The organism is Nocardioides panaciterrulae (assembly GCF_013409645.1).
In the GTDB taxonomy this organism is placed as follows: Bacteria; Actinomycetota; Actinomycetes; order Propionibacteriales; family Nocardioidaceae; genus Nocardioides; species Nocardioides panaciterrulae.
This window is the reverse complement of the sequence record NZ_JACCBG010000001.1, coordinates 1809832-1830340: the sequence shown is the minus strand read 5'-3', so window position 1 is coordinate 1830340 and position 20509 is coordinate 1809832. Positions and strand designations below refer to the sequence as shown.

Here is a 20509-nt window from a genome sequence, read left to right as displayed (position 1 = left end):
AACCGGAGGACCATGAGCGGGTGGTCGACGACGAGCATGTCCCCGGGGCGCTGCGCCACAGCTTCGCTGTCCTGGACGCCGTGGGACAAGGTGGCCCCGCCGGACTCGACGTACCCGAGATCAGCGCCCGGTCCGGGTGCCACCCCCGGACGGTCTACCGACACCTGGCCTCCCTGCGCGCGCTCGGCATGATCGATGCGTCGCCCACCGACTCGCGATACCGGCTCGGGCCGGGTATCGCTGCCCTGGCCCTCCAGGCCTCGGACCAGGCGAACTTCCTCCGCAAGGCCCGGCAGTTCGCGCAGGAGACCGGTGAGGAGACGGGCCTTCCCGTCCACGTGACGGTCTTCGACCACGGAACGGCCGTCACGGTGGCGTCGGCCGACTCCGGGCTGAGGAACTCGGGCGAGATGGCGCCGATCGTCCTCGGCTCCCGCAGGCCTGCTCACGCCAGCGCGAGCGGCAAGGTGCTCCTGGCCCACAGCCCGTCCGCCTTCCGGGCCTACACCACCCGCGTGGTCGAGAGCTTCACCGAGAACACGATCACCGCGGTGAAGGCCCTCGAGGACGAGTGCGCCGCGGTGCGCGAGCTCGGGTGGGCCATCGACAACCAAGAGTTCATCCCAGGCGTCACCTGCCTCGCGGTCGCCGTCTGGGGCGCCAACCAGCGCGTCGTCGGGACGCTGTCGGTCTCCACGTCGCTGATGGAGTCCGCCCACCTGCGGCGAGACGAGCTTCTCGACCTCCTGCGCCCGGCCGCGGCCGCGTTCAGCGCGTCCATCGGGGGCAAGGTCCCGGCCTGACGCCAAGCGCGAGACCGCCCCGAGTGAGCCATGAGGCGGGTCGGCCCCGCCGCAGGTCCGGCCCGATTCCGGGAATTCTTGCGCGCCCGAGGAGCGGGCTAGGAGGATGAGCCAGCACACCGCGAGCCGGGGGGGGCTGAGAGTGGACGAGATCCGAGTGTTCCTGGTCGATGATCACCGCGTGGTGCGGACCGGGCTTGCCGCCTACCTGGGAAGCGAGGCCGGCATGCGCGTCGTCGGCCAGGCCTCGGACGGCCGGGCAGCCCTGGACGAGGTCGCCGTCCTGGACCGTGCCGGCGAGTTGCCCGACGTCATCTTGATGGATCTGAAGATGCCGCGGATGGACGGGATCGCGACCACTGCCGAAGTGAAGAGGCGGTGGCCGGAGACCGAGGTGGTCGCGGTGACGAGCTTCGTCGAGGAGGAGCAGATCCGCGCTGCCCTGGAGGCCGGCGCGGCGGGCTACCTGCTCAAGGATGCCGATGCCCCTGACGTGGCCGCGGCGATCCGGGCCGCGATCGCTGGCGAGGTGCACCTCGACCCGGCCGCGGCGCGCGCGCTGACCGCGTCGCTGCGTGCCCCCAAGCAGGACCAGGCACCGCTGACTCCACGCGAACGCGAGGTCATCGCGGCGATCGCCTCCGGGGCGACGAACCGCCAGATCGCCCGAGACCTGGGCGTCAGCGAGCGTACGGCGCGCACACACGTGTCCAACATCCTCGCCAAGCTCGGCCTGGCCAGCCGCACCCAGGCCGCGATGTGGGCGGTCCGCGAGGGACTCGTCGACGAGACCGAGCGACCGGCGCGATGAGCTCTGACCCCGCCCGCGACTTCCTGCGGAGCACCTCGATGCCGACCCAGCCGCTCATCGACGAAGTGGCGCCGAGCAGCTCGCCACTCGACACCCAGCTCCTCGAGCTCTTCTTCGACCGGGTGCCCATGGGCGTCGCCGTCTTCGACACCGACATGCGCCTCCAGCGCTGCAACAAGACCTGGACGGCGTTCTACGAGCACTACCTGGGCGTTCCGGCGGAGTACACCGCCCCCGGCCGCCACTTGAACGACCTGATCCCCGGCAACGAGGAGGCGGTCCAGCTGCTGGTCGACACCGCCCTCGCCGGCAGGGTGATCCGTCAAGCCGCCCACCGGATCGCGATCCCCGGCACCGAGACGTACTGGGACGTGGTCTTCGCGCCGCTGTTCGGTGACGGCCGGGTCGTCGGGGTCGTCGACATCGTCACCGACGCCACCGACCGGGTGCTGTCGTTCCAGCGCCTCGAGGCGCGGATCGCGACCTTCTCCCAGGTCGCCGCCGGGATGAGCGTCGACCAACCGCTGTCCACCACGCTCTCGCAGGTCGTCGACGCCGTGCACAGCACCAGCGAGGCTGTCGCGTGCAGCATCGTGTGCTGGGAGGAGGACTGGAGCCGTCCGGCCACCGCCTACGCCGACGACGTGCTCGGAGCCGGGTTCGCCGAGGCGCTCGAAGAGGTGTGGCGCATCCGCGGGATGCGCCCGGTCGACCTCGCGGAGTACGACGGCGCCGTGGTCCGCGGCTTCCGCGACGCCGCACTGGCCGACCCGTCGCTCGCACCGGTGCACCCGTTCCTTGTCGAGGACGCGCCGTGGAAGGACATGGCATGGTTCCCGCTCGTGGCCTCTGGGGTCGTGGTCGGCGAGGTCTCGGTCTACCTCGCGGACGGCCAGGACCTCGACGACGACGACCGCGGGTACCTGTCTGCTCTCGCCGACCAGGCGGCTGTGGCCGTCCGCAACAGCACGCTCTACCGCGCCGCCGAGCAGACGGCCGCGCTCGAGGAGCGGCACCGGCTCGCCCGTGAGCTGCACGATTCGGTGAGCCAGGCTCTGTTCTCGATGACCCTGCACGCCCGCACCGCCCAGCGACACCTGGAGACGGCCGGCCTGGCTGCCGACCATCCCGTCGCCGTCGAGATCGAGCAGCTGCACGGGCTCACCCAGACCGCGCTGGCCGAGATGCGCGCGCTGATCTTCGAGCTCCGGCCGGGCGCGCTCGAAGCAGAGGGCCTCGTCGCTGCGCTCACCAAGCAGGCCGCCGCGGTGGCCGCCCGCGAGCAGCTCGTCGTCGAGGTGCATGGTCCGGACGGCTACATCCGGCTCGATCCGATGGTCGAGGAGCACCTGTACCGCATCGCTCTGGAGGCGGTGCACAACACCGTCAAGCACGCAGGTGCCGAACGCGTCGAGGTACATCTCGAGCAACGCGACACCGGACTCGAGCTCCGGGTCAGCGACGACGGCGCCGGGTTCGATCCCCGGCTGGACCGGCCCGGTCACCTCGGCCTACGGACCATGCGCGAGCGCGCCGACGCCATCGGCGCCGCCTTCGCCATCGACTCGGCCCCCGGGCGCGGCAGCACGGTCACCGTCCTGGCTCCGCTTCCACGCTGACCGGCCTACGTCATTGCGCCGAGGCCGCACCCGGCCACAACGCCGAGGCCGGACCGGCCACTCGCCCGACGCGACCGACCCCTCGCTGACGCGACGCTTCCTGATGTACCGAACGGTGCACCAGGAGCCGAAGGAAGTCGCCATGCACAACCTCAACCTGCTCATCGCCCACGCCGAGGTCACGCGTCGGGTCAACGATGCCGAGCAGCGACGCCGCGCCCGCTCCTGCCGCACCAGGCGTCCGTTCGCCGCCGTCCTCCCCCGCCGTTCCGTCCAGCTCTGAAAGGGACGACCCCCATGTCCACCGCCCAATGGATCCTCAACCTGGCCCTCCTCGGCTGGGTGCTCACCCGCAACCTCGGGACCCGTCGCGTCACCCGTGCCACGTTCCTCGTCCCGCTCGCAGTCGTGGCCACCGCCGGCGCCTGGTTCCTCCGGGACCTGCCGACGGCCGGCCACGACGTTCACCTCGAGCTGGTCGGCGTCGCGGCCGGCCTGGTGCTCGGCACGCTGGCCGCCTCGCTGACCCGGATGCACCGGCGCCACGGCCACCTCGTGATCCGCGCCGGCACAGCGTTCGCTGCCGTCTGGATCGCCACCATCGGCGGCCGCATGCTGTTCGCCCAGTGGGCCACGCACTCCGGCGCACGCACGATCGGCGAGTTCTCGATGCGCCACCAGATCACCGGCGCTGACGCGTGGACCGCCGCATTCGTCCTGATGGCGCTGACCATGGTGGCCGTCCGGCTCGTCGTGACCGGTGTCCAGGTCTCGGCGCACCGGTCCCCGTCCGCCGCGCTGGCCGAGGCAGGTGCAGCGTGACGTCTTTGGACACCCCCACCCGCCCGATCAGGGTCGCCGTCGTCGCCGCCGACGAACGGGTGCGGACGAGCCTGCGGCACCTGCTGACCTCCGGTGGCGGCACCGTGGTGGTGGAGTCGTATGCCGCAGGCCCGCGCCCGGCGACCACCTCCTCTGTGGTCGGCACGGACGCCGACGTGGTCGTCCTGGACCTCGACCCGGCCACCCCCGGGAACCACCTCGAGCAGCTCCGCGGGCTGCCCTCCGATCTCCGGACCGTCGTGATCGGCAACGACCGGCGCACCGCCGACGTCGCGCGGGCCGCCGGTGCGTCGTACCTCGACAAGGCCGACGTCGCCGACCAGTTGTGCGATGCGGTCCTGGTCGCCGCCGACCGGGGCGCCATCCGTACGACGGGCCGCCACGACCACGCCGGCACGGGCGCCATCGTCCTGGTGACCCTGGCGTTGTTCGCCGGACCGTGGGCCTGGTGGTTCAGCCGGATCGCCCAGGACCACGGCGTGATCGGTTGGCACCTCCCCCAGGGCCTCGCGCTCTGGACCATGCCGCCCCTGCTCGTGGCCGCCCTCGCCGTCACCGGGGGACGTCGTGCCGTCACCGACCTGGGTCGCAGGATCACTCGCGTCCGGGTCCCGGGCTGGACATGGGCAGCGGCACTGGCGACACCCGTGCTCGTGGCCGCGCTCGCCGCCGCCGTGACGATGGCCTTGGGGCACGACGTCCCGGTCGGCGAGGTCATGGGCCGGCCTGGCGCGCTGATCTACCTCGCCTACGGCACCGGACTGTTCCTGCTCACCGAGGAGGCCGGCTGGCGCGGAGCCCTGCTACCGCGGCTGCAGCACCGGATGCAGCCCTGGCAAGCTGCTCTGGTCCTCGGCGTGATCTGGACCGGGTGGCACCTGCCGTTGCTGGCCACCCCCGACGCCGGCGATCAAGGGCTGCCCGTGGCGCCGTTCCTGCTCCTGGTGGTCGCCACCAGCGTGCTGATCTCCGGTCTGGTCAACGCCGCAGGCGGGAGCGTCGTCGTCGCCGCTCTGTTCCACGCCTCCTTCGACGCCAGCTACTCCTACCTCGGTGTGGTCGGGTCCGAGCACACCATGATCTGGGCCGCCGCAGCTACCACCGCCCTGGCCGCGATCGTGCTTGTGGTTCGTACACGTGGACGTCTCCTCCTCGCCTCTCCCACGGTGTGCAGATGCGGTTGACGACCGAACGCCTCGAGCTTGAGCCCATCACCGCGGACTGCGTGGACGACATCGTCTCCGTGGTGCGCAGCAACCCGGCGTTCCTGATGCTGCACCACGGTTCAGGTGAGCGGGCCCAGCTCCTCGACCGTGAAGTGCTGAAGCGCGACATCGCCAGCGCCGACGCGGACCCGGACCTCATACCCCTCGTGGTGCGCCTGCGCGAGACCCGTGAGCTGGTGGGCTGGGCGGAACTGCTGGTCGACCATCCTCGAGACCGCGTCCCCTGGGTCGGGCTGCTGGAACTGCACGCCGACCAGCACGGGCGCGGCTTGGGGCGCGAGGCGGCGCAGGCGTTCCTGGACTGGGCCCGACACTCCGGCGCCACCGCACTCCGGCTCGGGGTCGACGACGGCAACCACTCGGCCATGGTCTTCTGGACCGACCTCGGCTTCGTACCTGTGGACCGACGCACACGGGCAGCCCCGTCCGGCCCGCTAGGTGTCACCGTCCTCGAGCACGCGCTCTGAGCAAGCCTCGGGTTCCTTCAGCGCAAATCGCTCCGTCGCAGGTCGGGGCCGGTCTTCTCCAGCAGCGCGACGCACTCGACGTGGTGCGTCATCGGGAACAGGTCGAAGGCGCGCAGCGTCCGCAGCACGTAGCCCTGCTCGGCGAAGTAGGCCACGTCCCGGGCCAGCGCCGCCGGGTCGCAGGCGACGTACGCCACCGCCCGCGGGGCCCGCGCGGCGATCTGCTCGACCACCGGGCGCCGGGCGCCCTCCCGCGGCGGGTCGAGGACGACCAGGTCGACGGGCTCGTCGTACGACGAGGCGAGGACCCGGTCCACGCTGCCGGTCTCGACGCCGGCCCACGGCAGGTCGCCCAGGTTGGCGCGGGCGTGGTCGGCCGCAGCCGGGTCGCCCTCGACGGCGAGGACCCGACCGGTCTCCCCGACCGCCTCGGCGAGGAACCGCGCGAACAGCCCCACGCCGGCGTACAGGTCCATCACCCGCTCCCCCGGCCGCGGCCGGAGCGCCGACAGCACGGCCTCGACCAGCACCCGCGGCGCGCCGGGGTGCACCTGCCAGAACCCGTCGCCCGCGACGGCGAACTCGCGGTCGAGCACGGTCTCGTGCAGGGTCCCCGGTGCCGGCTCGCGGGCGTCGGGCCGCGCGATCAGGCAGTCCTCGACCGGGATGACGGCGCGGGACCGGTGGGCGCGCATGCCCCGCCCGCCGTCGGGCAGGTCGACATACTGCACCCGGGTCCGCCAGCGCAGCCCGTGGTCGTCCCCGGGGACCGCCTCCACCTCGACCGGCACGTCGAGGTGGGCCAGCCGGGAGAGCTGCTCGCGCACGACCGCGGCCTTGAGGTCGCGCTGGCGGGTCAGGGCCACGTGCTGGAAGTCGCAGCCGCCGCAGCGGCCGGGCCCGGCGTACGGGCACGGGGGCTCGACCCGGTCCGGCGAGGCCTCGAGGACCTGCACGGCGTCGCCGCGCCAGAACCGGTCGCCGTCGGTGCCCTCGGTGATCTCGAGGACCACCCGCTCCCCCGGGATCGTGTGCCGCACGAAGACCACCCGGGTGCCGTCCGGGTCGCCCTCGGGGTCGGGCACGACGCGGGCGACGCAGTGGCCGCCGTGGGCGACCGGGCCCACCACCGTCTCGAACCGCTGGCCGACCCGGGAGGCGCCGCGGGCGGCGCGCTGCCGGGGCCGGCGGGGGCGGCCCGCCGGGCCGGTCACCGCGGGCCCCGGCCGCGTCGGTCGGTGACCTGGCCGCGACGCAGGTCGCCGGCGCGCACGCGCCGGCGCGAGCGCTCGGCCCGCTCGCGGGCGATCTGCGAGGAGCGCAGCTGGTAGGGCACCGAGGTGACCATGACCCCGGGCGCGAACAGCAGCCGGCCCTTGAGCCGCAGCGCGGTCTGGTTGTGCAGCAGCTGCTCCCACCACCGGCCCACGACGTACTCGGGGATGTAGACCGCGACCACGCCGCGCGGGTTGGCCTTCTTGATCTCCATCGCGTAGTCGACGATCGGCTTGACCAGCTCTCGGTAGGGCGAGTGGAGCACCTTCAGCGGCACGCCCAGGTTGCGCTCGTCCCACTCCTCCAGCAGCCGGTTGGTGGCCTCGGGGTCGGTCGAGACGTAGACGCCCTCGAGCGCGTTCGGCCGGGTGGCCTTCGCGAAGGCCAGCGCGCGCAGGGTGGGCTTGTGCAGCTTGCTGACCAGGACGATGGCGTGCACCCGGGTGGGCATCACCTTGTCCTCCTCGTCGGCCGCCAGCTCCTCGTTGACGTTGTCGTAGTGGCGCCGGATGCCCTTCATGATCATGAAGAACACGACCATCGCCAGGATCGTGATCCACGCGCCGGCCAGGAACTTGGTGATCAGCACGATCACCAGCACGACCGCGGTGAAGGTCAGGCCCACCGCGTTGATCGTGCGCGAGCGGTGCATGTGGCGGCGCCGGGCGGGGTCGGACTGGGTCTTCAGCTCCCGGGTCCAGTGCCGGATCATGCCGAGCTGGCTGAGGTTGAACGAGACGAAGACGCCCACGATGTAGAGCTGGATCAGCCGGGTCGTCTCGGCGTTGAACACCTGGATCAGGATGATCGCCATCACGGCGAGGAACACGATGCCGTTGCTGTAGGCGAGCCGGTCGCCGCGGGAGCCGAGGGCCCGCGGCGCGTAGCCGTCCTTGGCGAGGATCGAGCCCAGCACCGGGAAGCCGTTGAAGGCGGTGTTGGCGGCCAGCACCAAGATGATGCCGGTCACGGTGATCACCGCGTAGAAGGCGGGCGAGAAGTCGATGAACACCGCGCGGGCGATCTGCGCGATCACCGGGTTCTGGTCGAAGCCCGCGGGCACCGGGTGGCCGTTGATCGAGAGCCGGTCCAGCTGGGCGGGGTCGACGTACCTCAGCCCCATCTCCTTGGCCAGCGTGATGACGCTGAGCATCATCGTGATCGCGATCATGCCGAGGAACAGCAGGGTGGTGGCGGCGTTGCGGCTCTTGGGCTTGCGGAAGGCCGGCACCCCGTTCGAGATCGCCTCGACGCCGGTCAGCGCGGCACAGCCGGAGGAGAAGGCCCGCGCCAGCAGGAACATCAGCGCGAGCGTGGTCATCGAGCTGCCGTGCCCGGGCGCCGGTGTGATGTGGAGGTTCGCGCTCTCCACCTTCGGCAGCGTGCCCACGACGAGCTCGATGATCCCCCAGGCGCACATCCCGAGGATCGCGACCATGAACGCGTACGTCGGGATCGCGAAGAACGTGCCCGACTCGCGGATGCCGCGCAGGTTGATCGCCATCAGCACCACGACGAAGACGGTCGCCACCATCGCCTCGTGCCCCACCAGCACCGGGACCGCGCCCGCGGCGTACTGAGCACCTGACGAGATCGACACCGCCACGGTCAGCACGTAGTCGACCAGCAGCGCGCTCGCCACGGTCACCCCGGCGTTCGCCCCGAGGTTCACGGTGGCGACCTCGTAGTCACCCCCACCGCTGGGGTAGGCGTGCACCGTCTGCCGGTAGGACGCCACCACCGCCGCCATCACCAGGGCGACGGCGATGCCGATCTTCCACGACCAGACGTACGCCGAGGCGCCGGCCAGCGACAGCATGATGAAGACCTCGTCGGGGGCGTAGGCCACCGAGGAGAGCGCATCGCTGGCGAACACGGGAAGCGCGATGCGCTTGGGAAGCAGCGTCTCCCCGAGCTGGGAGCTGCGCAGCTTGCGCCCCAGCAGGATCCGCTTGGAAACGTCGCCGACACCCACGACGGGCAAGGCTAGACCAACTGGCCGCCGGAACCGGCGTCGCGGGCGCGGCGCCACCCACCGCGCCCCCGTGGTGACGTGTAGCGTCTGCCCCGTGCACGTCGTGATCATGGGTTGCGGGCGGGTCGGCTCGACGCTGGCCCGCAGTCTCGAGGACCGCAACCACACCGTCTCCGTCATCGACAGCGAGCCCGACGCGTTCCGGCGCCTGGGCCCGGGCTTCAACGGGGACAAGGTGACCGGCTACGGCTTCGACCAGGAGGTCCTGGAGAAGGCCGGCATCCGGCGGGCCGACGCGTTCGCCGCGGTCTCCAGCGGCGACAACTCCAACATCATCGCGGCCCGGGTGGCCCGGGAGACCTTCGGGATCCAGCAGGTCGTCGCCCGGATCTACGACCCCGGGCGCGCCGAGGTCTACCAGCGGCTCGGCATCACCACCGTCGCCACGGTGAAGTGGACCGCCGACCAGGTGCTGCGCCGGCTGCTGCCGGCCGGGGCCGAGCCGGACTTCCGCGACCCGTCGGGGACGATCCGGGTCGACCAGATCCCGATCCCCGAGGTGTGGGTGGGCGAGCGCACCATCCACTTCCAGGAGCAGTCGAGGTGCCGGATCGCCTGGATCGACCGGCTCGGCGAGGGCATGCTGCCCACCCGCGAGTCCGTCATCCAGGAGGGCGACCTGCTCCACGTGGTGATGCGCGAGGAGAACGCCGCGCACGCCTACTCCGTCATCAGCGCCGGCCCCGAGGAGCACTGAGATGCGCGTTGCCATCGCCGGAGCCGGCGCCGTGGGCCGCTCGATCGCGCGCGAGCTGATCCAGAACGGCCACGAGGTCCTGCTCATCGACAAGAACCCGGCCTCGATCAAGCCCGAGCGGGTCCCCGACGCCGAGTGGCTGCTGGCCGACTCCTGCGAGATGTCCTCGCTGGAGGAGGCGCGGCTGGATCGCTGCGACGTCGTGATCGCCGCGACCGGCGACGACAAGGTCAACCTGGTGACCTCGCTGCTCTCGAAGACCGAGTTCGGCGTCCCCCGGACCGTCGCCCGGGTCAACCACCCCAACAACGAGTGGCTCTTCACCGAGGCGTGGGGCGTCGACGTGAACGTGTCGACCCCGCGGATCATGTCGGCGCTGGTCGAGGAGGCCGTCACGGTCGGCGACCTGGTGCGGCTGTTCACGTTCCGCCAGGGCAACGCAAACCTCGTCGAGATGACGCTGCCCGCGGACTCGCCGTACGTCGGGCAGCCGATGGGGCTGATCCCGTTCCCGGAGAACTGTGCGCTGGTGACGATCCTGCGCGACGGCCAGGTCTACGTGCCCGACAAGGAGCAGCCGGTGGAGTCCGGCGACGAGCTGTTGTTCGTGGTGCCCTCAAACGTCGAGGACAAGCTCGAGCAGCTGCTCGCCCCGTCCAGCCACGGCGGCTGAGGTCAGGCGGTGACCGGGGTCCGGTTCCGCGAGAGCAGCCAGACCATGGCGCCGAGGGCCACCAGCTGCAGCGGCCAGCCCATGACGATCTTCAGCACGCCGAGGACGGCCACCGCCGCGGACGGGTCGATCGTCCCGGAGTGACCGCCGAGCCACACCGGCGCCTGCACCAGGACGCGCACCAGGCACGGCAGCACCAGCAACCAGGTCAGCCGGGTGCACAGCCGCACCACCTGGGGGTCGCGGTGCCAGGCCGTGGGGTCGCCGGTGACGCTGCCCACCATGAAGCCCACCAGCGGCCAGCGCACCACGCAGGTCAGCGCGAGCACCAGCGTGTAGCCGGCGTTGTAGAGGATTCCGGGCAGGAAGTACGCCAGCGCCTGGTCGTTGGCGTCGCCGCCGTTGCGAGCCGCCATCGAGACGAACAGCCAGCCGATGCCGATGCCGACCAGCGCGTTGACGACGAACTGCACGGTCGAGCGCTGCGCCAGCCGCAGGCCCAGCGCCACCAGGGCGGCGGCGACGCTGAGGACGAGCGCGAGCCGCAGCTCCCGGGTCACCAGGTAGGTCAGGGTGAACAGCAGCGTGGGCACGGCCGCCTCGACCATCCCCCGCCGGCCGCCCAGCGCCTTGGACAGCTGGGAGCGGACGACCGCCTCGACGGTGTCGACCGAGGGGTCGTGCCGGTGTTCGGGCTCGTGTTGGGGCTGGTGTTCGGGCTGGTGCTGGGGCTCGGTCATCGGCGTGCTCACGGGATCAGCTCGTAGCGGGGGTTGTACATGATGCGCTGCCCGTCGTGCTGGCCGATGCGACCCTGCACCTCCATCGACCGGCCGGGCGCGACCCCGGCGATCCGCCGGCGCCCCAGCCACACGATGGTGATCGTGCCGGAACCGTCGAACAGGTCCGCCTCCAGCGCCGGGACGCCCCCGCGCGGCCGCAGGGTGACCGTCCGCAGGGTGCCCCGCAGGCGCACGCGGTCCCGGTCGGGCGCGTCGGCGATGCGCTGCACGCCGGTGTGGGCGTAGGTGCGGCGCAGGTCGCGGGCGTGCTGGTCCTCGGTGCTGGCCCACTTGCTGATGGTGCGGCGCAAGCGGCTCTTCTCGGGCATGGGTCGAGCCTACGCGGCTCAGGCGGTCGGCGGGTCGACGCGGCGGGCGTCGGGCGGCAGCACGACCGGCAGGGGGTCGCCGACGGGCATGGCGCCGTCGCCCCGGCGTACGACGATCTTGAGGATCGACTCCTCCCAGGCCTGGGCGCCGTCGGCCTCCAGGGCCGGGCGACCCAGCAGCGTGCAGCGCAGCATCCAGCGCGGGCCGTTGATGCCGATGATGCGGGAGGGCTGGGTGGCGGAGCTGCCGTCCTCCATCTGCACCGGCAGCTGGCACACCAGCTCGGTGCCGAAGCGCCCCTCCCGCTCGCTCGCGGTGCCGCCGCGCTGGGCCATCTCGGCCGCGATCTGGGGGCGCACGGTGCTCCAGAGGTCCCCGTGGCGCGGAGCGGCGAACGCCCGCACCTCGACGGCGCCGTCCGGCCCGGCGAGCATCACCGCCTGGACCTCGCCGGTCGACTCGTCGACCTGCAGGCGCAGCTCGCGCGCGGCCTCCGGCTCGATCAGCAGCGAGCCGAGGTCGAGCCGCTCGACGTCGTCGTCGTGGGCGAGCTCCTCGACGTCCGCGGGCCGGGCCTGCCCGGGTCCCTGGTCGTCGGCCACCACGTCCTCCAGCGCCCCCTCGAACTCGTCGGCGCCGGGCTCGGTGGACTTGCGACGGAACTTCACGAACTCTCCTCGGTTGCCGGGACGGTCACGAGCGACCGAAGCCTCCGGTAGAACCGTAACCCCCGACACCCCGCGCCGAGCCAGGGAGTTCCCCGACCTCGACGAAGCGGGCCCGCTCGACGCGCTGCACCACGAGCTGGGCGATCCGGTCGCCGCGCCTCAGCTCGACGGCGGCCACGGGGTCGTGGTTGATCAGCATCACCTTGACCTCGCCCCGGTAGCCCGCGTCGACGGTCCCCGGCGTGTTCACGATGGACAGCCCGTGCCGGGCCGCCAGCCCCGAGCGAGGGTGCACGAGGGCGACGTAGCCGGCCGGCAGCGCGATCGCCACCCCGGTCGGCACCAGGGCCCGCTCCCCCGGCGCCAGCGTCACGTCGACGGTGGTGAGCAGGTCGGCGCCGGCGTCGCCCGGGTGGGCGTAGGACGGCAGCGGCAGGTCCGGGTCGAGGCGGACCACCTGCACGGGCAGCTCCCCGGGCAGCTCCCCGGGCAGCTCCACGGGCGGGTCCACGGGCGGCTGGGGCGACAGGTCGGGGCTCACGGCCGGCGACCCTATCGCCTCGGGCGCGGGTCGAGCGTGACAGTGTTCTCCCCGTGGAGTACGAGGAGCGGCTGGGCGTGCCGCTGCGGTGGTGGGTGCAGGGCACGATGCTGGTCGCCACTTTCTGGCTGGCCATGGTCGTGGCGCTGCCCGGCGCCCTCGCCTGGGCCTTCACCGGTCTCGGGCTGGCGCTGATGGCGTTCGGCTTCCTGTCCTACGGCTCGGCCCGGGTCCGCGTCTCCGACGGCGTCTTCCGTGCCGGCCACGCCCGCATCGAGGCCGCCCACCTCGGCCCGGCCACCGCGCTGGACCCCGAGGAGACCCGTCGGTTGGCCGGCCGGGAGGCCGACGCCCGCGCCTACCTGCTGCTGCGGCCCTACCTCAAGCGCGCGGTCCGCGTCACCGTCGCCGACCCGCGCGACCCCACGCCGTACTGGCTGGTCTCGACCCGGCACCCCGAGGAGCTCGTCGCGGCACTGGCAGGGATGAGCCACCGCCGGGCTGGGTAAGGTCTGGCCATGGCATCTGGATCAAAGGTCTGGAGCGTCTTCTCGCTCGGCGCCGCCCTCGGGGCAGCGGCCGTCACCCGGAAGGCCCTCGAGAAGTCCTGGCAGGTCGCGACCGGCAAGAAGCCGCCGGAGAACCCGGCCGACCCCGACGTGGAGGTCTGGGAGGCGGCGATGTGGGCGGCCGTGACCGGCGCGTTCGTGGCGCTGGCCCGGATGGCGGCCCAGCGACGCGCGGCCCACTACTACGCACGCTCCACCGGTCACCTGCCGGCGGAGCTGCAGAAGGACGGCCAGTAGCGCCGAGTCGGCGCTCGTTGACACGCAGAAGGGCCGCAACCCGTGGGTTGCGGCCCTTCTTGCGCCTTGGCTGCGCTCAGGCGCAGTCGCGGCAGATCATCTTCTTCGTGTCCGCGAGCTGCGAGCGGTGGTGCACGAGGAAGCAGCTCATGCAGGTGAACTCGTCCTCCTGCTTGGGCTTCACCTCGACCGCGAGCTCCTCGTGCGACAGGTCAGCACCCGGCAGCTCGAACGATTCCGCGGCCTCGGCCTCGTCCTCGTCGACCTTGCCGGAGTTCTTGTCATGACGCCGAGCCTTGAGCTCCTCGATGCTCTCCTCGGACTGATCTTCCTCGTTCTTGCGCGGTGCGTCGTAGTCGGTCGCCATGCGTCACTCCACTCCCCGGTCCGGCCACCCCACGCAGCCGGCCCCACATTTGTCATCTACCCCGTCGTCGGCGCCAGATTGTGCACCATCTCCCTGAGGATCTGCACACCCGTCCCACGACGTGTCGCCTGAACAGCGGGTGGCGGGCGGCTATTCCCCCGAAATCGGGGACTCCGGAGCCAGGAACCCGGCCTGCCGGACCGCCTCGCGGAACTCCGCGAACCCGTGTGACGGGGCACACACCAACAGGTCCCGTCCACCGGCCCCCACGGTCAGCTCGGTCACGGCCCCCGCCGCCCGGGCGACCAGTCCTCCGGCGGCGTGGTCCCAGAGGTTGACGCCCTCCTCGACATAGGCGTCGAGCAGGCCCTCGCCGACGTGGCACAGGTCCAGCGCGCACGAGCCCAGGCGCCGGATGTCGCGCACCCGGGGCAGCAGCTCGACCATCGCCCGGGCCTGGATCCCGCGGAGGGTCGCGTCGTAGTTGAAGCCCGTGGCCACCAGCCGCTGGGACAGCGGCGCCGGCGCGCGGACCCCGATCGGCTCGCCGTCGCGGGTCGCGACCGCGCCGTCCCCGGTGAGGTGCGCGGCGTACTCGGTGCCGGTCGCGGCGTTGATCACCACCCCGGCGACCACCTCGCCGTGCACCTCGGCGGCCACGGACACGGCGTACTGCGGGAGGCCGTAGAGGAAGTTGACGGTGCCGTCGATCGGGTCGACCACCCACCGCACGCCGGACGTGCCGCCGGACTCGGCCTCCTCCTCCCCCAGGAAGGCGTCCTCGGGGCGACGCTCGCGCAGCATCCGCCGGATCAGCGCCTCGCACGCCCGGTCGGCCTCGGTGACGACGTCGACCTCGCTGGACTTGGTCGCGGCGACGCTGACTCCCTGCGCGGCCCGCCCGCGCACCAGCGTGGCACCGGCCCGGGCGACCTCCAGCGCGAGCGCGGCGAGCTCCTGGGTGGGTACGACGGGGGCCGTCACGAGCCGGAGCCGCACAGGGCGGGCCGGTCGCCGCGCGGGTTGGGGCAGCAGCCCACCGGGCAGCGGTCCCACAGCGCGTCCATGCTGCCCACCGCGGCCCGGCGGCGCTCCTCACCGCGCTCGACGGCGGCCCGCTCGAGCAGCAGGTCGCGCACCGCGGCCACGAACCTCGGGTCGACGCCGGCGGTCGCCGCCCGCCGGGCCGGCAGGCCGATCTCCTCGGCCGTGGCCATCGCCTCGGTGTCGAGGTCGTAGATGACCTCCATGTGGTCGGAGACGAACCCGACGGGCACCATCACCACGCCCGGCACGCCCGAGTCCCGCAGCGCCCGCAGGTGGTCGTTGACGTCCGGCTCCAGCCACGGCACGTGCGGGGCACCCGAGCGCGAGCAGAACACCACCTCGTGGGGGTGTCGACGGCCGGTCTCCTCGCGCACCCGGTCGACCACCTCCTGGGCGACGCTGCGGTGCTGGGCGAGGTAGGCGCCGCCGTCCGGGCCGCTGGTGTCGTTCATGGCCGTCGGGATCGAGTGAGTGACGAACGCCAGGTGGGCGCCCTCGCGGGCCACGTCGGGCAGCTCCGCGAGCGCGGCCAGCGTGGCGTCGACGACCGCCTCCACGAAGCCCGGGTGGTTGAAGTAGTGGCGCAGCTTGTCCAGCCGGGGCGCCTCCGGGACCTCCGCGACCGCGTCGGCGAGGTTCTCGCGGTACTGCCGGCACGAGGAGTACGACGAGTAGGCGCTGGTCATGAAACAGGCCGCCCGGGAGATGCCGTCGGCCGCCATCCGGCGCAGCGTGTCCGCCAGGTAGGGGTCCCAGTTCCGGTTGCCCCAGTAGACGGGCAGGTCGATCCCGGCGCCCTTCAGGTCCTCGCGCAGCGCGGCCAGGAACTCCCGGTTCTGGTCGTTGATCGGGCTTCGGCCCCCGAAGAGGTAGTAGTGCTGGCCGACCTCCTCGAGCCGCTCGCGCGGGATGCCGCGGCCCCGGGTGACGTTCTCCAGGAACGGCACCACGTCGTCGGGCTTCTCGGGGCCGCCGAAGGAGACGAGCAGGAGCGCGTCGTACGGACCGGTGTCGGGGCTGCTGGTCACGGTGGGCTGCTCATCGGGCTGGGGGTGGGGCTGGGGTTGGGACTGGCTCGCCGGCATGCGCCCATCGTAGGGAGCCGCGCGAACCCGTTCGTCGGGTCGGCCCCGCTGGCCCTACGCTCACCGCGATGCTGACCTCCTACAGCCGGGTGCTCTCCCGCCCGGGCACGCTGCGCTTCAGCGCCACCGGACTGGTGGCGCGGCTGCCGATCTCGATGGTCGGCCTGGGCATCGTGCTGCTGGTCTCGGCCAGGACCGGCTCGTACGCCGTGGCCGGGGCGGTCTCGGCGGCGTACATGGTCCTCAACGCGGGGCTGGCCATCGTGCAGGGCCGGCTGCTCGACACGCTCGGACAGGCGCGCGTGCTCGCGGTCGCCGCCGCGGTCTTCGGGCTGTCCCTGGCGCTGCTGGTGTGGACGCTGGTGGCGGGCTGGCCGATCCTCGCGACCTACGTGTGCGCCGGGCTGGCCGGCGGCACCCTGCCGCAGATCGGCTCCGCGGTCCGGGCCCGGTGGTCGCACGTGCTCGACGACACGCGCGACGTGCAGACCGCGTTCGCGATCGAGGCGGTCGTCGACGAGGCGGTCTTCATGCTGGGCCCGGTGGTGGTGACCGTGCTGGCGGCCGCGATCGACCCGGTGGCCGGGCTGGCGGTCGCGGTGCTGGCCTGCGTGGGCGGGACACTCGCGCTCTGCGCCCAGCGCGGCACCGAGCCGCCCGCGCGGGGACCGCGCCGGTCCACCGGCCCCCGGGTCCGGATGCCGTGGGCGACCGTGGCGCCCCTGGCCGTCGTCTCGGCCGCACTAGGGACGCTCTTCGGTGCCGCCGAGGTGACCACGGTCGCGTTCGCGAGCGAGCGGGGCGCCCCCGGGTGGGCGGGCGTGCTGCTGGCGCTGTGGGCGCTGGGGAGCCTGCTGGCCGGGCTGCTGACCGGTGCGATCACCTGGCGGCGCGGCGCCGACCTGCGGGTGCGCTGGGGCGCGTTCGCGATGTTCTGCGCGATGGTCCCCCTGCACTTCGTGGGGTCGGTGCCGGTCATGGGCATGGTGCTGCTGCTCGACGGCTTCGCGATCGCCCCGACCCTGATCGCCACGATGTCGCTGATCGAGGCGGCCGTCCCCGCGGGCCGCCTCAACGAGGGCATGGCGATCGTCCAGACCGGGCTGGTCGCGGGCGTGGCGCCCGGGGCGGCGCTCGCCGGGGTGGTGGTCGACGCGCACGGCGCGTCCGCGGCGTACCTCGTCTCCGCCGGCGCCGGCCTGCTCGCCGCACTGGCCGCGCAGGCGCTCCCGCGGGCCGGATCCAGCGCCTAGGCTCCTGCTCGTGGAGCGCTGGCGGAACTGGTCGGGCCTGGAGACGGCGGCGCCGACGCGGGTCGCGGAGCCGACCGGCACCGACGACGTCGTCGCCGCGGTCGAGCAGGCCCGGGAGGCGCGCAGCACCGTGAAGATGGTCGGGACCGGCCACAGCTTCACCGCGATCGCCGCCCCCGAGGGCACGATGCTGCGTCCGGCCGGGCTGACCGGGATCACCGCGGTCGACCGGGACGCGATGACCGTGACCGCGCTCGCCGGGACCCCGCTGAAGGTCCTGAACGCCGAGCTCGAGCGACTCGGCCTGAGCCTGCACAACATGGGTGACATCGCCGAGCAGACGCTGGCCGGCGCGATCTCGACCGGCACCCACGGCACGGGCGGGGTCGCGGCGAGCCTGTCCGCGCAGGTGTGCGGGCTGGAGCTGGTCACCGGCACCGGCGAGGTGCTGCGCGCGGACGCCGAGGAGAACGCCGACGTCCTGGCCATCGCCCGCCTCGGACTCGGGGCGCTGGGGATCGTGACCAGCGTCACGTTCCGGGTGGAGCCGCTGTTCCTGCTGGAGGCGACCGAGCAGCCGATGTCCTGGGACGAGGCGTTGGGCTCCTTCGACGAGATGGTGGCCGGGAGCCACCACGTCGACCTGTACTGGTTCCCCCACACCGAGCGCCTGCTCACCAAGCGCAACGTGCGGCTGGCGGCGGAGCTCGACGAGGCCGAGCCGCTCCCCCGCTGGCGCGCCTGGCTGGACGACGACCTCCTCGCGAACAGGCTCTTCGGCGTCCTGACCGCCGCCGCCAACCACGCGCCGGCGGTCATCCCGGCGATGAACCAGCTCTCCGCCCGCGCGCTGTCCGCACGCAGCTACAGCGACGTCGCCCACCGGGTGTTCACCGCGCGGCGCGACGTGGTCTTCCGGGAGATGGAGTACGCCGTGCCGCGGGAGGCCGGCCTGACCGCGCTGCGCGAGGCGCGCCGGGCGATCGAGGGCTCGGACTGGCGGATCAGCTTCCCGGTCGAGATCCGGGTCGCGCCGGCCGACGACGTACCGCTGTCGACCGCCGCCGGGCGCGACTCGTGCTACCTGGCCTTCCACACCCACCGCGACGCCGACCACACCGCCTACTTCGCGGGCATCGAGTCGATCATGCGCGCGCACGACGGCCGCCCCCACTGGGGCAAGGTGCACACCCGGACCGCGGCGGACCTCGCCCCGGCCTATCCCCGCTTCGGCGACTTCCTGGCGATGCGCGACCGGCTGGACCCCGACCGGCTGTTCACCAACGCCCACCTGCGGCGGGTCCTGGGCGACTAGACCGGCCGGCTCAGACGCTGGCGGGCCCCCGGGGCAGCGGGGCCTGCCAGTTCCGCCACATCGCGACCAGCCGCCACACGGTGCACAGGCCGCCGCCGGCGAGCGCCACCAGCACCGTCGGCAGGTCGGTCCCCTCCCGGAGCACCACGACCACCGCCGCGCCGGCCAGGGCCGGGATCGCGTAGAGCTCGCCGCGGAACACCGACGGCGTGCGGGAGGCCAGCAGGTCGCGCACCATGCCGCCCCCGATGCCGGTGACCATGCCCATCAGCGCGGCGGGCAGCGGGTGCAGCCCGTAGTCGAGCGCCTTCAGCGCGCCGGTCACGCAGAAGAGCCCGAGCCCGAAGGCGTCGAAGAGGTTCACGGTGCGTTCCCGCCGGCCCACCGACGGGTGGAACCAGAAGGTCACCAGGCCGGCGACCACCGGGATCAGCAGGTAGCGCCAGTCCTGCAGCGCCGCCGGCGGGGTCGCCGAGATCAGCACGTCGCGCAGGAAGCCGCCACCGAGGCCCGTCGTACCGGCCAGGACCAGGACGCCGAAGACGTCGAGCTCCTTGCGCACCCCCACGAGCGCGCCGGAGATGGCGAACACGAAGATCCCGGCGAGGTCGAGGACCACGAGCGTGGTGGAGGGCTCGGTCACCGGGAGCGTCGGGGCCACGCGTGGAGGGTACCGGCGAGGACCGCGGGGAGAGGCACCGCGGGGCGCGCCGACTCGGTCACGCGTACGGCGCGCCGGCTGACGTAACCTTGCCCCACCGGACGACCACGCCGACCCGCAGGAGCACACCCACCCATGGCGCACCTCACGCTCACCGGAGTGAGCGACGACGGGCGGCGCCTCCTGCTGGTCGACGACGCGGGCGAGGAGTTCACCCTCGACGTCGGCGCCCGCCTCCGGGCCGCCCTGCGCGGCGACACCGCACGCCTCGGCCAGTTGGAGACCCCCATGGACAGCGCCCTCCGTCCCCGCGACATCCAGGCCCGGATCCGGTCCGGCGAGACCCCCGAGGCGGTCGCCCAGGCCGCGCAGACGACCGTCGACAAGATCATGGCGTTCGCGGCGCCGGTGCTCGCCGAGCGCCAGCACGTCGCCGACCGGGCCCAGCGCTCCTCGGTGCGCCGCCGCTCGGGGGCGGACCAGTCGACGGGAGCCCGCACCCTCGGCGACGCGGTGGCCGCGCACCTGCGCTCGGTCAACGTCGACCCCACGGTGGTCGTCTGGGACGCCTGGCGCCGCGAGGACGGCCGGTGGTGCCTGACCGGTGAGTTCGGCACGACCAGCCGCAGCGGCCACGGTCGGTTCACGTTCGACCTGCTCGGCAACTACGTCCTCGCCGACAACGACGACGCCCGCTGGCTGCTCGGCGAGGTCGTCGAGACGCCGCAGCCCGAGGCGCGCAACGACCTGGAGCAGGCCCGGCAGCGCCGGCTCTCCGCGGTCCGGCCCGGCGATGCCGAGGAGCTGCCGCTGGGGGTCGTGCCCGGCGAGACCCTGGGGGACGACGCGATCGAGCTGGTCACCGGGGAGCAGCCGGTGGAGGCGTTCCTGACCGAGCAGGCCCCGCCGCCCGAGGAGCGGGAGCTGCGCGAGCAGGCCGCCGACGCCGTGGCGCTCGACGAGCCGCTCGACCAAGCGGCCGAGGAGCCGGCCGCCGAGGCGGCAGCAGAGCCCGAGGCGGAGGCGGCGGCCGGGCCCGAGCCGGCGGCCGAGGAGCCGCCGTCCCGCCGGCCGGTGCGCAAGAGCCGCGGCCGCGCGTCGGTGCCCAGCTGGGACGAGATCATGTTCGGCGGCGGCAAGTCCGACTGACGGCGACGGCGACCGTCACCCCTTCGCCCCTGCCCAACCCGGCTACCACTGGGTAG

At 73.0% G+C, this 20509-nt stretch carries 24 protein-coding genes; 14 read left to right on the top strand and 10 right to left on the bottom strand.

Features of this window, described 5'->3' with window-relative positions:
• Nucleotides 1-20: 20 nt before the first annotated feature.
• From BJZ21_RS08550 to BJZ21_RS08520, 7 genes are all read left to right on the top strand, one after another.
• Nucleotides 21-803: an IclR family transcriptional regulator domain-containing protein gene (locus tag BJZ21_RS08550; protein ID WP_179663344.1), complete on the top strand. Its 783-nt coding sequence runs from the start codon at nt 21-23 to the stop codon at nt 801-803.
• A 142-nt stretch (nt 804-945) separates the two neighbouring features.
• Nucleotides 946-1614 carry a response regulator gene (locus BJZ21_RS08545; protein WP_343052046.1) on the top strand — a complete coding sequence of 223 codons (669 nt, stop codon included), beginning with the start codon at nt 946-948 and terminating at the stop codon, nt 1612-1614.
• A complete protein-coding gene (locus BJZ21_RS08540) occupies nt 1611-3233 on the top strand; it encodes a sensor histidine kinase (protein WP_179663342.1) in 1623 nt (540 codons plus the stop codon). Before BJZ21_RS08545 ends, BJZ21_RS08540 begins: the two co-directional genes overlap by 4 nt.
• Nucleotides 3234-3375: 142 nt before the next feature.
• Nucleotides 3376-3516 carry a hypothetical protein gene (locus tag BJZ21_RS08535; RefSeq protein WP_179663341.1) on the top strand — a complete coding sequence of 47 codons (141 nt, stop codon included), beginning with the start codon at nt 3376-3378 and terminating at the stop codon, nt 3514-3516.
• Nucleotides 3517-3530: 14 nt separating this feature from the next.
• Nucleotides 3531-4055: a CcdC protein domain-containing protein gene (locus BJZ21_RS08530; RefSeq protein WP_179663340.1), complete on the top strand. Its 525-nt coding sequence runs from the start codon at nt 3531-3533 to the stop codon at nt 4053-4055.
• Between the two features lie 5 nt (nt 4056-4060).
• Complete coding sequence (locus BJZ21_RS08525; RefSeq protein WP_179663339.1) at nt 4061-5260, top strand: CPBP family glutamic-type intramembrane protease; 1200 nt, start codon at nt 4061-4063, stop codon at nt 5258-5260.
• Entirely contained in the window at nt 5251-5769 is a 519-nt protein-coding gene (locus BJZ21_RS08520; protein ID WP_179663338.1) for a GNAT family N-acetyltransferase, read from the top strand. The genes BJZ21_RS08525 and BJZ21_RS08520 overlap by 10 nt, the downstream gene beginning before the upstream one ends.
• A gap of 17 nt (nt 5770-5786) precedes the next feature.
• Here BJZ21_RS08520 and BJZ21_RS08515 read toward each other — a convergent pair whose 3' ends face one another.
• Nucleotides 5787-6983 (bottom strand): class I SAM-dependent RNA methyltransferase, encoded by a 1197-nt coding sequence (locus BJZ21_RS08515; protein ID WP_179663337.1) that lies wholly within the window; start codon nt 6981-6983, stop codon nt 5787-5789.
• Nucleotides 6980-9019: an APC family permease gene (locus BJZ21_RS08510; protein ID WP_343052045.1), complete on the bottom strand. Its 2040-nt coding sequence runs from the start codon at nt 9017-9019 to the stop codon at nt 6980-6982. Before BJZ21_RS08510 ends, BJZ21_RS08515 begins: the two co-directional genes overlap by 4 nt.
• 94 nt (nt 9020-9113) lie before the next feature.
• On the opposite strand from BJZ21_RS08510, the gene BJZ21_RS08505 reads away from it, so the two are divergent.
• Together BJZ21_RS08505 and BJZ21_RS08500 are read left to right on the top strand one after the other, a co-directional pair.
• On the top strand, nt 9114-9776 hold the full coding sequence (locus BJZ21_RS08505; RefSeq protein WP_179663335.1) for an NAD-binding protein: 663 nt from the start codon (nt 9114-9116) through the stop codon (nt 9774-9776).
• A gap of 1 nt (nt 9777) precedes the next feature.
• Nucleotides 9778-10449 (top strand): potassium channel family protein, encoded by a 672-nt coding sequence (locus BJZ21_RS08500; RefSeq protein WP_179663334.1) that lies wholly within the window; start codon nt 9778-9780, stop codon nt 10447-10449.
• 2 nt (nt 10450-10451) lie between these two features.
• On the opposite strand, the gene BJZ21_RS08495 is transcribed toward BJZ21_RS08500, so the two are convergent.
• The 4 genes from BJZ21_RS08495 to dut are packed head-to-tail and all read right to left on the bottom strand — an operon-like array spanning nt 10452 to nt 12710.
• Nucleotides 10452-11201 carry a DUF3159 domain-containing protein gene (locus BJZ21_RS08495; protein ID WP_343052044.1) on the bottom strand — a complete coding sequence of 250 codons (750 nt, stop codon included), beginning with the start codon at nt 11199-11201 and terminating at the stop codon, nt 10452-10454.
• Nucleotides 11198-11560 (bottom strand): OB-fold nucleic acid binding domain-containing protein, encoded by a 363-nt coding sequence (locus tag BJZ21_RS08490; protein ID WP_179663333.1) that lies wholly within the window; start codon nt 11558-11560, stop codon nt 11198-11200. Before BJZ21_RS08490 ends, BJZ21_RS08495 begins: the two co-directional genes overlap by 4 nt.
• 18 nt (nt 11561-11578) lie before the next feature.
• The gene (locus tag BJZ21_RS08485) at nt 11579-12229 is read right to left on the bottom strand and encodes a DUF3710 domain-containing protein (RefSeq protein ID WP_343052042.1); all 651 of its coding nucleotides are present in this window, start codon (nt 12227-12229) and stop codon (nt 11579-11581) included.
• A gap of 25 nt (nt 12230-12254) precedes the next feature.
• Nucleotides 12255-12710: a dUTP diphosphatase gene (dut, locus tag BJZ21_RS08480; protein ID WP_218851818.1), complete on the bottom strand. Its 456-nt coding sequence runs from the start codon at nt 12708-12710 to the stop codon at nt 12255-12257.
• Nucleotides 12711-12823: 113 nt separating this feature from the next.
• Here dut and BJZ21_RS08475 point away from each other — a divergent pair, with 113 nt between their 5' ends.
• Both BJZ21_RS08475 and BJZ21_RS08470 read left to right on the top strand, forming a co-directional pair.
• Nucleotides 12824-13279, top strand: coding sequence for a DUF3093 family protein (locus tag BJZ21_RS08475; protein ID WP_179663332.1), 456 nt, complete (start codon nt 12824-12826; stop codon nt 13277-13279).
• 9 nt (nt 13280-13288) lie between these two features.
• A complete protein-coding gene (locus tag BJZ21_RS08470) occupies nt 13289-13576 on the top strand; it encodes a DUF4235 domain-containing protein (protein ID WP_179663331.1) in 288 nt (95 codons plus the stop codon).
• Between the two features lie 76 nt (nt 13577-13652).
• Here the strand turns inward: BJZ21_RS08470 and BJZ21_RS08465 are convergent, their stop codons facing one another.
• The 3 genes from BJZ21_RS08465 to BJZ21_RS08455 all read right to left on the bottom strand — a co-directional run bounded on the left by BJZ21_RS08465 (nt 13653) and on the right by BJZ21_RS08455 (nt 16075).
• Complete coding sequence (locus BJZ21_RS08465; RefSeq protein WP_179663330.1) at nt 13653-13943, bottom strand: DUF4193 domain-containing protein; 291 nt, start codon at nt 13941-13943, stop codon at nt 13653-13655.
• 150 nt (nt 13944-14093) lie between these two features.
• Nucleotides 14094-14927, bottom strand: a complete 834-nt coding sequence (locus BJZ21_RS08460) for an inositol monophosphatase family protein (RefSeq protein ID WP_179663329.1) — start codon at nt 14925-14927, stop codon at nt 14094-14096.
• Complete coding sequence (locus BJZ21_RS08455) at nt 14924-16075, bottom strand: ferrochelatase (RefSeq protein WP_179663328.1); 1152 nt, start codon at nt 16073-16075, stop codon at nt 14924-14926. The genes BJZ21_RS08460 and BJZ21_RS08455 overlap by 4 nt, the downstream gene beginning before the upstream one ends.
• Nucleotides 16076-16143: 68 nt before the next feature.
• Here BJZ21_RS08455 and BJZ21_RS08450 point away from each other — a divergent pair, with 68 nt between their 5' ends.
• Together BJZ21_RS08450 and BJZ21_RS08445 are read left to right on the top strand one after the other, a co-directional pair.
• Nucleotides 16144-17328 (top strand): MFS transporter, encoded by a 1185-nt coding sequence (locus tag BJZ21_RS08450; protein ID WP_179663327.1) that lies wholly within the window; start codon nt 16144-16146, stop codon nt 17326-17328.
• A 10-nt stretch (nt 17329-17338) separates the two neighbouring features.
• Complete coding sequence (locus BJZ21_RS08445) at nt 17339-18643, top strand: D-arabinono-1,4-lactone oxidase (protein WP_343052041.1); 1305 nt, start codon at nt 17339-17341, stop codon at nt 18641-18643.
• Between the two features lie 10 nt (nt 18644-18653).
• Here BJZ21_RS08445 and BJZ21_RS08440 read toward each other — a convergent pair whose 3' ends face one another.
• Nucleotides 18654-19304, bottom strand: a complete 651-nt coding sequence (locus BJZ21_RS08440) for a TRIC cation channel family protein (RefSeq protein WP_179663326.1) — start codon at nt 19302-19304, stop codon at nt 18654-18656.
• Nucleotides 19305-19439: 135 nt separating this feature from the next.
• On the opposite strand from BJZ21_RS08440, the gene sepH reads away from it, so the two are divergent.
• Nucleotides 19440-20453 carry a septation protein SepH gene (sepH, locus tag BJZ21_RS08435; RefSeq protein WP_179663325.1) on the top strand — a complete coding sequence of 338 codons (1014 nt, stop codon included), beginning with the start codon at nt 19440-19442 and terminating at the stop codon, nt 20451-20453.
• The last annotated feature ends 56 nt before the right edge of the window (nt 20454-20509 follow it).